The sequence below is a fragment of the Rhizobium sp. WYCCWR 11146 genome, assembly GCF_013591995.1.
GTDB classification, from domain to species: Bacteria; Pseudomonadota; Alphaproteobacteria; order Rhizobiales; family Rhizobiaceae; genus Rhizobium; species Rhizobium indicum.
In genome coordinates, this window is sequence record NZ_JACCEY010000016.1 from 244348 (window position 1) to 256868 (window position 12521).

The following is a 12521-nucleotide window of genomic DNA, read 5'->3' on the forward strand; positions in this document are numbered from 1 at the left end:
TCCTGGAATTGCTTTAGGTGTTGAAGCGGAAATGGATGACGTCGCCGTCCTGGACGACGTATTCCTTACCTTCGTCGCGCGCCTTGCCCGCATCCTTGGCGCCGACTTCGCCGTTGTATTTGATGTAGTCGTCATAGGCGATGGTGTTGGCGCGGATGAAGCCGCGCTCGAAATCCGAATGGATGACGCCGGCGGCCTGTGGCGCCTTGGTGCCGCGCTCGATCGTCCAGGCGCGCGTTTCCTTCGGGCCGACGGTAAAATAGGTGATGAGGTGGAGCAGCTTGTAGCCGGCGCGAATCAGCCGGTCGAGGCCCGCCTCGTCAAGGTCGAGGGCGGAGAGGAATTCCTTAGCTTCCTCTTCGGGAAGCTGGGCAACCTCCGCTTCGATCGCCGCCGAGATGACGACGGTTTCAGCACCCTGTTCCTTCGCCATCACCGCAACGGCCTCGGTGAATTCATTGCCGGTCGAGGCATCGCCTTCGGCGACGTTGCAGACGTAGAGCACCGGATGCGAGGTCAGAAGATTGAGGCTCTTGAGGATGACGATTTCCTCCGCATCGAGCGTCGACAGCAGCGTGCGAACCGGCTTGCCTTCGTTGAGCAGCTTCAGCGAGGCTTCCATGATCGGCAGCATCGCCACCGAATCCTTGTCCTTGCTGGTGGCGCGCTTGCGGGTCTGCTCGGTGCGGCGCTCGAGGCTCTCGAGGTCGGCAAGCATCAGCTCGGTCTCGATCGTCTCGGCGTCGGCGACGGGGTTGATGCGGCCCTCGACATGAGTGATGTCGCTGTCTTCGAAGCAGCGCAGCACATGGACGATGGCATCGACCTCGCGGATATTGGCGAGGAACTGGTTGCCGAGGCCTTCACCCTTCGAGGCGCCGCGCACCAGGCCGGCGATATCGACGAAGGAGATGCGGGTCGGGATCAGTTCCTTCGACTTGGCGATGTCGGCCAGCTTGCGCATGCGCGGATCGGGAACGGCGACTTCGCCGGTGTTCGGCTCGATGGTGCAGAAGGGATAATTCGCCGCCTGTGCGGCGGCCGTCTTGGTGAGCGCGTTGAAGAGGGTCGATTTGCCGACATTCGGCAGCCCGACGATACCGCATTTGAAGCCCATGGCTAAAACCTGCTGTTCTTGAATTCCTTGCTGGTGCCTATGGGATAAAGGAGCAATATGGTCAAGTCTTAGAGAGCTTTTAGCGTCGCTCACTTGCCGACGGATCGGTGCTGGCCTATTCTTGAAAGCGACGGAGATTTGGACGTATTGCTGATTTCACCAGAATGCCGGTCACTGTTCGCATAGACGAAGTTGACCTTTCGGTGACGATGCCGGCGACCAGCTCCTGCCCGTTTGAGGTCGGGAGCCGCACCGGTTAACCGTCAAAAATTCGTCATCGACAATGATTAGATGGTTTTGAAGATTCCTGACCCCATGTCATCAACGGGTGGATTTTTCCGATGAGTGACAATGACATTGCCCTGAAACCGAAGGCCAAGGTGAAGCTCAAGCTGGACAAGCCGAAGCTCTACAAGGTCATTCTCGTCAATGACGATTATACGCCGCGCGAATTGGTGATCATGATCCTGAAGGCCGTCTTCCGCATGAGCGAGGAGACCGGCTACCGGGTGATGATGACGGCGCACAAGCTGGGTTCCTGCGTGGTCGTGGTCTGCGTCAGGGACATCGCCGAGACCAAGGCCAAGGAAGGCATCGACCTTGCCAAGGGCATGGGCTTTCCGCTGATGTTCACCACCGAACCGGAGGAATAGGCGTTTTCCGAGGGCCGCCCCGAATATGGATTCAGGGCCGGCGGATCTGATAGCCGGTCTTGTCCTGCAAGAAACCGCAATTCTCATAGAAGCGCAACGTTGCCGGATTCTTGGAGCTGGTAAGCAGCATCACCTTGTAGCATCCGTCGTTCCAAGCCTCGGCGACCGCGTGGCCGATGACGGCGCGGGCATAGCCGCGCTTGCGATGATCGGCATGGGTGACGACGTTTTCGATGAGCGCATAGGGCGCGCCGTTCCGTGTCAGGTTCGGCACGACGACGCTTGTGACGGTGGCGACGGCGACCTCACCCGCAAAACCGATGAAGACGGTCATGCCGGGCTGGGCCAGGATGGCGGAAAAGCGTTCTTCGGCAATGGCCTCGTCAAGAACCGGATCGGTGGGGTTCAGGTGACGGTAAAGCGTCATGAGACCGGCAAGATCGCCGCGGGCAGCCGGGCGGATGATGACGTCTTGATCCGGCATCGGTCTCAATCGCCCTTTTTGCCGAACATCTTTTTCAGCATGTCGGCCATCGGGCCGGTGGCCGGCAACTTCGGCTGATTGTGGTTGCGGGCCTGATGGATATGTGACTGGCCGGCCGGCTTCTTCTCGGCGTCCTTCTTTTCCTTCGCCGGTTTCTCCTCCTCGGCCTTTCCGCCGAGCGCCAGCGCGATCTTGTTCATCAGCTGCGAATCTTCGTTTCGCACCAGCATGTCGGCATTGTCGGCGAGCGTGTCGAGAAGCGGCTCCAGCCAGGCCTTGTCGGCCTTGGCGAAATCGCCGAGCACATGGTTCTGCACCATTTCCTTGATGCCGGGATGGCCGATACCGAGGCGCAGCCGCCGGTATTCCCTGCCGCAATGCGCATCGAGCGACTTGATGCCGTTGTGGCCGTTGTGGCCGCCGCCGGTCTTCAGTCGCGCCTTGCCCTCAGGAAGGTCGAGCTCGTCGTAGATGGCCACGAGATCGGCCGGCTGGAGCTTGTAGAAACGCATCGCTTCGCCGACGGACTCGCCGGAAAGGTTCATGAAGGTCTGCGGCTTGATCAGCAGCACTTTCTCGCCGCCGACCTCGCCCTCGGCGATCTCGGCCCTGAACTTCTTCGACCAGGGCGAAAAGCTGTGGCGCCGATGGATGGCGTCGACGGCCATGAAGCCGATATTGTGGCGGTTGCCGACGTATTTGCCGCCGGGATTGCCGAGACCCGCGATGATCAGCATGGCCTGTTTTTCCTCGCTAAAGCATGTCGCGCAAAAGTGTGCAGCGGTTTTGCGACAAACGACATGCGTAAAAACAAAGACCTAAAGCACGACAAGCGAATCTGAAAGATCGCGACGCGCTTTGGAACTTCCCGCCGTTCACCACCGCGAAATGAAAGCAAAGTCAAGCGGAAAGGGCAGTTGTCTTCGGAGTCATTCCGACAGGTTCATGCCGTATTTCAGGAAGATCTGCTTCTGGTCGCCATCGGCGATCAGCTTGTCGAGAGCAGCCTGCATCCTGGCGAGCAGATCGTCCGGAAAGTTCTTCTCGCAAGCGATGCCCATTGGCTGGGCGGAGAGCACGGTCACCAATTCCACCGGCTGGTCGGCCTTCAGCTTTTCGAAATAGAGTTCGGAGATCGGCATCATGTCGATGCGCCCGCCAAGCAGCTTGCGTAGCGTCGCATTGAAGTCGCTGGCGACATCGAGCTTGGTGAAACCCTTCTCCTTCAGGATCGTCTCGGTATAGTCCTCGCGCTGCGTGCCGACCGTATACTTCTTCGCCTCGTCCAGATTGCCGGCGGTGACGCCCGAGCCCTTGCGGGTGATCAGGATGTTGCGGTCGATGAGCAGCGGCTCGACCCATTTGAACAAGGGGTCGCGTGCGCCGTTGTGGGCGGTCGCAAAGACACAAGTCATCGGCGCCGTGCGGGCAAGGCCGAAGGCGCGCGCCCAGGGCATGATCTCGATCGTGTAGTCGACGCCGATCGCGGCCATCACCTTTTCGACCTGCTCGACGGTCGCGCCCTTGATCTCCTTGCCTTCGCGATAGTTGAAGGGGGCATAGTCCTCGGTCGTGAACGTCACCGTTTGCGCATGGGCGGTGCAGGGCAGCGCCAGGCATGCGAGAAGCAGGAGCTTTTTCATCTGCATCATCTCCTTGGTTCTTCGTTCACGAGGCGCGTGCGACGGCCGATTGCGAGGCCGCCAGTTCCTCGATCAGCGTGGCTGCGTGCTGCGGACGATGGAAGAGATAGCCCTGGCCATAGTCAAGCCCCATCTGATGGAGCGTGCGGCATTCCTCTTCGGTCTCGATACCCTCGGCAATGACGGTGCAATTCATCTTGTGGGAAAGCGTGGTGATGCCTTCGATCAGCATGCGGCTCTTCTGACGCACGTCGTCGTCGCCGTCGTTGATCGCGCGGGTGAAGGACTGGTCGATCTTGATGATGTCGACGGGGAAGCGGTTGAGGTAGCTCAGCGACGAATAGCCCGTGCCGAAATCGTCAAGCGCGATGCGGCAGCCGAAACGGCGAAGCTCCGTGACGATCAAGCGGATTTGCGGGTTGTCGTGCATCAGCACGGCTTCGGTGATCTCGACGACGATGCGCTCGGGCCGGATGCCGTGGCGGCCGACGATGGCGGCAAGACGGGCCGGCAGCGCCGGTTCGAACTGCAGCGGCGAGAAGTTGATGGCGAGATAGGTATCCTGCATGCCTGATATGCGGGAAATCTTCGCGAGGTTGGCGATCGCCTTTTCCATGATGACGTTGCCGACGCGGACGATCTTTGCCGTTTCCTCGGCGACGCTGATGATCTCGGCCGGCGGCATCAAGCCCTTCTGCGGATGGTTGAGGCGCATCAGCGCCTCGAAGCCGGCAATGCCGCGGCCGTTCAGGGTGACGATCGGCTGCAGGAAGGCTTCGAACCAGTTGTCGACGAGGCCGGCTTCGATATTGGCCTCGATTTCGGCGCGGCTGCGGGCACGGTCGAGCATGGCATTGTCGAAGAGCTGCGCGCCGTTCTTGCCGTCGCGTTTCTTGGCATACATCGCCATGTCGGATTTTTGCAGCAGTTCGGCCGCGGTTTCGGCATGATGCGGATAGATGGCGATGCCGACGGAAGCGCTCAGATGCATGTCGGGGGTGAATGGCGTTTCGAAGATCGAGGCGATCTGCTCGCACATCACCTTGGCGCGGGTTTCGGCGTCCTTGGCCGGCAGCAGGATGGCAAATTCGTCGCCACCGAGACGGGCCGCCTCGTCGGAGGGGGCAAGATGGGTCTTCAGGCGCTCGACGAGCTCGACCAGTGCCATGTCACCGGCGGCATGGCCCATATTGTCGTTGATCCACTTGAAACGGTCGAGATCGACGAAGAGACAGGCGAGTTCCTGGCCGGCGGCATCGGCGGCGGCAATCTTGTTGTCGAGGACGGCTTCGAAGCCCTGGCGATTGAGAAGCCCGGTCAAGTGATCGGTGATTGCCTGGCGGTGGTTGCGGTCCTCGGAGGCCTTGAGTTCGGTCACATCGGTCATGACCGATAGCGAGAGGCGGTCTTGAGCGCCAGCTCCCGCCTCCGATTCCATGATGAGGACGTCCATGGTGCGGCCGTCCAGGCAAACGAACTTGACGGTGACGGTCATGCCGCTTTCGGCCTGGCGGCGCTTGACGAATTTGTCGCGGGTCGCGGGGGTGACGAGATTGGCGAAGTTGCGGCCGATGACGGCGGCACGGTTATAACCTGTGGCAAGCAGCCAATAATCGCTGACGGCGGTGATGCGGTCTTCCTCGTCGAGCGAGAAGAGCATGGCGGGCGTCAGATTGTAGATGTCGGTGGCGCGGCGGTGGGCGAGCTTCAGCTCCTTTTCCTCGCTTTCGAGCTTGGTCTGCATCTCGTTGAAGCTATGGGCAAGCCGTCCCATCTCGTCGTTCGACTGCCAGTCGACATGATGGCGGGAGCCCAACTGGCGGGTGGCCTCGATTGCCGCCGTCAGCCGCATCAGCGGCTGGATGACGAAGAAGCGATTGCCAATCAGCGCCGTGCCGAAAACGGTCAGCACCGCGAAGATGAAGATCGAGATGAAGACGACCTCTTCCTGCTTCAGGCCGGAAAACAGGCCGAGCGCAGGATAATAGACGCTGATGCTGCCGAGGTTCTTCGGACCGTCGACGGTGTTGTAGATGATGGCGCGCGACACCTGCACGAGCTTGCCGTCGAAGGAGCGCGGAATGGTGGACTGGCTGACGTCGAGCTGGCCTGACTGGTCACGCACTTCGACCCTGACGATGGCGCCCTGGGAAACGACCGTCGCGCTGATCTGGGTGACGCTGTCCTCATCGAGGTCCCACAGGGGCTTGGCCAGCGCCTGGGCATTGGCGACAAGAAGAACGGAGATATGGTCGCGTATTTCCTTGTCGGCCCGCTCGGAGGAAAGAAAAAGGAAGAGAACAAAGAGGGGAGCGACAAAAACAAGCAGCGCTCCGCAAACTATCGCAAAAAATCTGTTCTCAACGGAATTGTTCATGGTTCCGTCTACTCCCCAGGCCGGCCATATTTGCTGTCGTGCGTTGAGGCGGGCTTCTTCGCAACTGACGGAGCATGCTTTCACGAATTTGTTAAATGTTGCTGAAACGGGGCGTTTCCGGGCAATGAAAAGCCCGCTTTCCAGGGGAAAGCGGGCCATATGCTTTACAAATTGGTCGAAGCGATCAGGCTTCGGCTCCACCTTCCGCAGCAGTCTCGTCAATGCCGCCAGCCGGGGCAATGATGGTCGCGATCGTGAAGTCGCGGTCGATCACAGGAGTGACACCCTTCGGCAGGGTGACTTCCGCGATATGGATGCTGTCACCGATCTTCTTGCCGCTTAGGTCGATGTTGAAGAACTCAGGGATCGCATCGGCCGGGCAATGAACTTCGACTTCATGGCGAACGATGTTCAGAACGCCGCCGACCTTGAGGCCCGGGGACTTCTCTTCGTTGATGAAGTGAACGGGGATTTCAACGGTCACCTGGGTGTTGCCGGAGACGCGCAGGAAATCGACATGCATCGTGAAGTCACGGACCGGATCGAGCTGGTAGTCCTTCGGCAGAACCTTGTGCTTCTTGCCGTCGACGTCGATCGTCGCCACGGTGGTCATGAAACCACCGGCGTGAATGCGCTTCGTCACCTCATTGGTGTTGAGAGCGATGGCAATGGGGGCCTGCTTGTCACCATAGATGACAGCGGGAATCAAACCGTTGCGGCGAAGTTCACGGGCGGACCCCTTACCAACCCGTTCGCGCGCCTCGGCCTTGAGCTCGTAAGTTTCCTGGCTCATGGCTATTCCTTTCGAGGTTATTTGGAGAGTTCGGCGGCGGGCAAAAGCCTTGTTCCGACGAACCGGAGGCGGTATGACCCGACCTCATCCGCGTTGCCTCCAAGGGTGTCTACACGGACCGGTGGCCTATATTATAAGTCGATCGGAAACGCAAGTTGCGGATTTGGGTTGTTTTTCGCCCATATACACGCTTTCGCCAAGGTTTAACCATCGAAAACGAAATCGGCGGCGATTAATAAATCCTGCGTTTACCCGCCAATATAAGCAGGGCCGTCTCAATTTGCCGGTTGCCTCTCATGTTAAGCGTCCTTTCCTGTATCACCGTCGAACACAGCCTTCCGCATCTGATCTTCGCCACCGTTATCTGTGTGCTCGGATCGATGCTGTCGATGCGCCTCTTCACCCGGGTGCGCCGATCGCAGGGGCTGCAGAAAACCAACTGGCTGTTTCTCTCCGGTTTCGTTGGCGGCTCGACCATCTGGACGACGCATTTCATCGTCATGCTCGGTTACCAGACGCCGGTGGCGAACGGCTATGAGCCGACGTTGACGCTGCTGTCGCTGTTTGCCGCTGTCGCGACGACGATGATCGGCTTTGCCATCGCGTCAATCGCGCAGAAGAGCGCGCTTATCGAGGCAGGCGGCGTGATCGTCGGCCTCGGCATCGCGGTCATGCACTATGTCGGGATCGCCGGTTACGAGATCGAGGGTCGTCTCGAATGGCAGGCCTCCTATGTCGTCGCCTCGCTGGTCTTCGCCGGCTTGTTCGGCGCGGTCGCCACCAATCGCATCGGTCGGCCGATCACGCGTTTCTGCCGCCACGGGGCTGCCCTTTCGCTGATCCTTGCGATCGTGCTCACGCATTTCACCGGCATGGCGGGACTGACGATCCTGCCGGATGCCACTGTTGCGGCACCCACCGAGATCATCTCGGACGGCATCATGACCGGTCTTGTCAGCGCCGTCATGATCATCATCCTGGCGCTGGGTGCCTCCACCTATATCATCGACATGCAGTCGACGCAGGCAGCCGTCGAGCGTTACCGCCATCTGTCGCTGCATGACCCGCTGACCAGTCTTGCCAATCGCGCCGCCTTCAACGAGCATCTGTCGGCTCTGGTCAACAAGCCGAAAGACATGACGGCCAATATCGCCGTGCTTTCCTTCGACCTCGACCGTTTCAAGGAAATCAACGACGTTCATGGCCACGCCGCCGGCGATGCCGTGCTGCGCGCCGTCGCCGAGCGGCTGTCCAGGATCATGCAGAACGGCCAGTTCGTGGCGCGGGTCGGCGGCGACGAGTTCGTGGCCGTCATGTGCGATTATTTCGTCCGTTCAGACGCCAAGGGACTAGCACAACGCATGCTCGACGAGATCGCCCGGCCGATCGAATGGAACGGCCATGCGCTGACCGTCGGCTCCAGTATCGGTATCTCCACCTATCCCGGACAGGCGGACACTTTGGACGACCTGCTGTCGCAGGCCGATATCGCCATGTATCGGGCAAAATCGACAGCGACCAACAGCATATGCTTCTACGAGCCCTCGATGGACCAGGCAGCGCGCGAACGCAACGCGCTGGCGAGCGAGATGCGGGAGGGATTGGCGCGCGGCGAATTCGAGCTGTTCTACCAGCAGCAGAATGACACGCTGACGCGCGACATCGTTGGCCTGGAAGTGCTCCTGCGCTGGAGACATCCCGTGCGCGGCTACATCTCACCCGTCGAATTCATTCCGATCGCGGAAAAGACCGGCTTTATTATTGAGCTTGGTGAATGGGTGCTGCGGGCCGCTTGCGCGGAAGCGGCGACCTGGAAGAACCCGCTGCGCATCGCCGTCAACGTCGCGCCGCAGCAGCTCGGCGACAACCGCCTACCGCAGATCGTGCATCAGATCCTTCTCGAGACCGGCCTGCCGGCGGCGCGACTCGAGATCGAGATCACCGAATCCGGCATCATCGCCGATCATCAACATGCGCTGCAGGCAATCCGCCGGCTGAAAGCGCTTGGCGTGAAGGTGGCGATGGACGATTACGGCACGGGTTATTCGTCACTGTCGACACTGCAGAGCTTCCCGTTCGACAAGATCAAGATCGACCGCGCCTTCGTCGACGGCGTCGTCACCAACAAGCAGTCTGCGGCAATCGCGCGTTCGACGCTCATTCTTGCGGCAAGCCTCGACATACCGGTGCTTGCTGAAGGCGTCGAAAACGAAGACCATATCGACTTCCTGCGACGGGAAGGCTGCCTGCAGGTGCAGGGCTTCCTCTTCGGTAAGCCGGGACCGCGCTCGGGCATCGAGGCGATCGTCAACGGCGAGGTGCCGGCCGTACAGCAGGAAACGGTTCTTGCGCCGGCCGTGAAGAAATCCGCGGCCGCGTGAGTGGCAAATTGCCATTCTCTGCCGCAGCTGAGGTTGACATCGGCGCGCTTCGCATCTTTGGATGGCCCGCATTCAAAAAAGCGGCTGAGGAGAAATCGGACTATGCGTCTCAAACTTGTCACGGCAACGAGCTTGCTGGCACTTTGCCTTGTCACCACGGCCCAGGGTGTCGAGATCAATCAGGATGGCGCCAATGCGGTCAAGGACACGCTGACGAAGCTGCTTCCCGAGGATCTGGCGAAGAGCGGCCTGATCACAGTCAATCCGGCGGGGGCGCGATACGAGATCATTTACGATCTCGCGAAGCTGCTCGCCAAAGCCGATCCGGCGACATTCGCGATCAACGGGCTGACGCCGTTCTCGATGTTCGCCACGCCGCTCGACAGCGGGCTCTGGAACATCGAGGGTGACAACAACCTCAACGTTTCCGGCCATTTCAAAGGCCCCGACCAGAAGCCGACGGATTTTTCCTACTCCATCGCTTCGCTTGTCTACACCGGCGTCTTCGATCCGGCGATCAGCTATCTGCGCTCCGGCACCTTCACCGGCAAGGACATCAAGGTCACCAGCAAGTCCGACACCGAGGAAGTCCATGCCAGCATCGCCGCGATCGACCAAAAGCTGAGTTCGACGGACAGCGCAGGCGTCAACGGGCGTATCGATTTTGCGGGCAGCGGCTCGATGTCCACTTTCGTCGAGCAGGTTTCCGGCCTGCAAATGCCGCCCGTTGAAATCCGTGCCGATTCGATTGATTTCGATGCCAAGGTGAATGGCCTGCCGGCCAAACAAATCCGCGAGATCGTCCTTTTCGTTCTCGACCATCTTGAAGAGAAGGAACTGAGCCCCGAAAACAGCGACAAGATAAAGGGAATGCTCAAGCAAGCCTTCCCGATTCTTACCTCGTTCAGCGAAACGATCGGGGTCAACAATCTGACCATCAGCAGCCAGATGGGCAATGGCGGCGTCAAGGCGTTCGATTACAATGTGGCTGTCGACGGGCCGAGCGACGCCATGCGTTTCGGCTTCGGCATCAATGCGCAGGACATCAGCCTCGACAGCCCGCTGATGCCGGCAAGCTATTCGCCTTTCGTGCCGACCAGCTTCGATCTGCAGCTGGCCATTCCGAATATGGATTTCGCAACCTTCGGCGACGCATTCATGGCGGTGGATTTCAGCAGCGCCGAGGCGCCTGAGACGAGCGGCGAGGAGATGGCGAAGAAGCTCTTCCGCGACGGCCGGCTCGCCGTCGAGTTTCCGAAGATCAGCGCCAAATCCGATGTCTACGACCTCGATATGACCGGCAAGATCGAGGGGCGGGTCGACACCGAAAAGGACTATTCGATGGAAGCGACGATCCTTGCCCGTGATCTCGACAAGACGATTGCCGCGGTTCAGGAGCTTGCCAAGACGGATCCCGATCTCAACCAGGTTTCCTTCGGCATCATGATGGTGAAGGGCTTCGCCAAGACCGATGTAGATGGCCGTTCGCGCTGGGACATCAGCATCAGCCGCGACGGCGCGATCGCCGTCAACGGGCAGGTGGTCAAGGGGCCGGATGGTCCGGACCAGGATCAAGATCAGGGGCTGGAGTCAGACCAGGAGCAGGAACCGGATCAGGGGCAGGACGCGGTACCTGCGCCGCCGCAGCAGCCTTGAGCGTTATCAATTGGGATCAGAAATGAAAAGAAGCCGGCCTTGTGCCGGCTTTTTTGTGCCCAACGATCGTAACGGCGGTTTATTCTGGGCTTTCGTTGTCGCCGAACGCGGCTCGGCGACAATCAACGGGCCAGCAATTCATGCGGCTCGGAGCGCATGCCCGGTAATAGCTTGGTCTCTGATGCAGAAATTGAAAGAGCCGGTCGAATGCCGGCTCTTTTTAATCGAAGAGGCTGGAGACGGACTCTTCCTGAGCCGTTCGGCTGATGGCTTCGCCGATCAGAGGGGCCGTGGTCACGATGCGGATATTGTGCGCCGAGAGAACCGCGGTGGTCGGCTGGATCGAATCCGTGATGACGAGTTCGCGCAGCTTCGAGGAAGTGACGCGGGTGACTGCGCCGCCCGAGAGAACGCCGTGGGTGATATAGGCGGTGACGCTGGATGCGCCCTTGGCCAGCATCGCGTCGGCCGCGTTGCAGAGCGTGCCGCCGGAATCGACGATGTCGTCGATCAGCAGGCAGTCCTTGCCGCTGATGTCGCCGATGATGTTCATGACTTCGGATTCACCCGGCCGCTCGCGACGCTTGTCGACGATGGCCAGAAGACAGTCCAGCCGCTTGGCAAGCGCGCGGGCACGCACCACACCACCGACGTCAGGCGAGACGACCACGACGTTACTGAGGTCATAATGGCTCTTGATGTCGCGCGTCAGCACGGGCATGGCGAAGAGATTGTCGGTCGGAATATCGAAGAAGCCTTGGATCTGCCCGGCATGGAGATCGAGCGTCATGACACGGTCGGCGCCGGCTTCGGTAATCAGGTTTGCGACCAGCTTGGCGGAGATCGGTGTGCGGCCGGAGGCACGGCGGTCCTGGCGGGCATAGCCGAAATAGGGAAGGACGGCGGTGATGCGGCGGGCTGAGGAACGACGCATGGCGTCGATCATGATCAGCAGTTCCATCAGGTGGTCGTTTGCCGGAAAAGCGGTGGGCTGTACAAGGAAAACGTCTTCGCCGCGCACATTTTCCTGGATTTCCACGAAGATTTCCTGATCGGCAAACCTTCGAACACTGGCTTTCCCCAAGGGAACGTTGAGATAGTTGCAGATCGCTTCGGCGAGTTGCCGGTTCGAATTGCCCGCGAAAACCTTCATTTTGGTCCGCCTGTTACGCGCTGATAGCCGCGCTTTTTAGTCAGCTTCCCCGTGAATGCAAGGGCAAAGGCGCCACAGGCTTCCATATTTGCAAAAAGTTTGTGACTAACCGCCCTGAGCCTGCCGCCAGGAAGAGAATTCCGCGATGGTTTTCGAGGCGATCTGCTGCATCACCGAGGCTGGAACGCCCGCCCATGGATCGGCCGCGGCCGTCGGCACGCTTTCCTGGCCCTGGATGCGGTGCAGGCGGGCGCCGCCGCTGTC

The 12521-nt window shown here is 59.9% G+C and carries 10 protein-coding genes; 3 read left to right on the forward strand and 7 right to left on the reverse strand.

The genetic code is table 11. The annotated features are described in order from the left end of the window. Positions 1–13 precede the first annotated feature (13 nt). Positions 14–1117 carry a redox-regulated ATPase YchF gene (gene ychF / locus HX899_RS11105; RefSeq protein WP_181292452.1) on the reverse strand — a complete coding sequence of 368 codons (1104 nt, stop codon included), beginning with the start codon at positions 1115–1117 and terminating at the stop codon, positions 14–16. Positions 1118–1458: 341 nt separating this feature from the next. On the opposite strand from ychF, the gene clpS reads away from it, so the two are divergent. Further along, positions 1459–1770 (forward strand): ATP-dependent Clp protease adapter ClpS, encoded by a 312-nt coding sequence (gene clpS / locus HX899_RS11110; RefSeq protein ID WP_003541733.1) that lies wholly within the window; start codon positions 1459–1461, stop codon positions 1768–1770. A 31-nt stretch (positions 1771–1801) separates the two neighbouring features. Here clpS and HX899_RS11115 read toward each other — a convergent pair whose 3' ends face one another. The 5 genes from HX899_RS11115 to HX899_RS11135 all read right to left on the reverse strand — a co-directional run bounded on the left by HX899_RS11115 (position 1802) and on the right by HX899_RS11135 (position 7067). Continuing rightward, positions 1802–2254, reverse strand: coding sequence for an N-acetyltransferase family protein (locus HX899_RS11115; protein WP_407073871.1), 453 nt, complete (start codon positions 2252–2254; stop codon positions 1802–1804). A 5-nt stretch (positions 2255–2259) separates the two neighbouring features. Next, positions 2260–2991, reverse strand: coding sequence for an aminoacyl-tRNA hydrolase (gene pth, locus HX899_RS11120; RefSeq protein ID WP_181292454.1), 732 nt, complete (start codon positions 2989–2991; stop codon positions 2260–2262). Positions 2992–3183: 192 nt separating this feature from the next. Beyond that, positions 3184–3897 carry an ABC transporter substrate-binding protein gene (locus tag HX899_RS11125; RefSeq protein ID WP_138330396.1) on the reverse strand — a complete coding sequence of 238 codons (714 nt, stop codon included), beginning with the start codon at positions 3895–3897 and terminating at the stop codon, positions 3184–3186. Positions 3898–3922: 25 nt separating this feature from the next. Next, on the reverse strand, positions 3923–6274 hold the full coding sequence (locus HX899_RS11130) for an EAL domain-containing protein (RefSeq protein ID WP_138330397.1): 2352 nt from the start codon (positions 6272–6274) through the stop codon (positions 3923–3925). Between the two features lie 184 nt (positions 6275–6458). Next, a complete protein-coding gene (locus HX899_RS11135) occupies positions 6459–7067 on the reverse strand; it encodes a 50S ribosomal protein L25/general stress protein Ctc (RefSeq protein WP_003561325.1) in 609 nt (202 codons plus the stop codon). Positions 7068–7363: 296 nt separating this feature from the next. On the opposite strand from HX899_RS11135, the gene HX899_RS11140 reads away from it, so the two are divergent. Both HX899_RS11140 and HX899_RS11145 read left to right on the forward strand, forming a co-directional pair. Then, a complete protein-coding gene (locus tag HX899_RS11140) occupies positions 7364–9448 on the forward strand; it encodes a bifunctional diguanylate cyclase/phosphodiesterase (protein WP_181292455.1) in 2085 nt (694 codons plus the stop codon). Positions 9449–9550: 102 nt separating this feature from the next. After that, the gene (locus HX899_RS11145; RefSeq protein WP_181292456.1) at positions 9551–11104 is read left to right on the forward strand and encodes a hypothetical protein; all 1554 of its coding nucleotides are present in this window, start codon (positions 9551–9553) and stop codon (positions 11102–11104) included. A gap of 220 nt (positions 11105–11324) precedes the next feature. Here the strand turns inward: HX899_RS11145 and HX899_RS11150 are convergent, their stop codons facing one another. After that, positions 11325–12257 carry a ribose-phosphate pyrophosphokinase gene (locus HX899_RS11150; RefSeq protein ID WP_163882283.1) on the reverse strand — a complete coding sequence of 311 codons (933 nt, stop codon included), beginning with the start codon at positions 12255–12257 and terminating at the stop codon, positions 11325–11327. Positions 12258–12521: the final 264 nt, after the last annotated feature.

Excerpts from the sequence above, each read along its gene's own strand:
- ychF (WP_181292452.1), bottom strand. The coding sequence starts at position 1,117 with ATGGGCTTCAAATGCGGTATCGTCGGGCTGCCGAATGTCGGCAAATCG.
- clpS (WP_003541733.1), top strand. The coding sequence starts at position 1,459 with ATGAGTGACAATGACATTGCCCTGAAACCGAAGGCCAAGGTGAAGCTC.
- HX899_RS11115 (WP_407073871.1), bottom strand. The coding sequence starts at position 2,254 with ATGCCGGATCAAGACGTCATCATCCGCCCGGCTGCCCGCGGCGATCTT.
- pth (WP_181292454.1), bottom strand. The coding sequence starts at position 2,991 with ATGCTGATCATCGCGGGTCTCGGCAATCCCGGCGGCAAATACGTCGGC.
- HX899_RS11125 (WP_138330396.1), bottom strand. The coding sequence starts at position 3,897 with ATGAAAAAGCTCCTGCTTCTCGCATGCCTGGCGCTGCCCTGCACCGCC.
- HX899_RS11130 (WP_138330397.1), bottom strand. The coding sequence starts at position 6,274 with ATGAACAATTCCGTTGAGAACAGATTTTTTGCGATAGTTTGCGGAGCG.
- HX899_RS11135 (WP_003561325.1), bottom strand. The coding sequence starts at position 7,067 with ATGAGCCAGGAAACTTACGAGCTCAAGGCCGAGGCGCGCGAACGGGTT.
- HX899_RS11140 (WP_181292455.1), top strand. The coding sequence starts at position 7,364 with ATGTTAAGCGTCCTTTCCTGTATCACCGTCGAACACAGCCTTCCGCAT.
- HX899_RS11145 (WP_181292456.1), top strand. The coding sequence starts at position 9,551 with ATGCGTCTCAAACTTGTCACGGCAACGAGCTTGCTGGCACTTTGCCTT.
- HX899_RS11150 (WP_163882283.1), bottom strand. The coding sequence starts at position 12,257 with ATGAAGGTTTTCGCGGGCAATTCGAACCGGCAACTCGCCGAAGCGATC.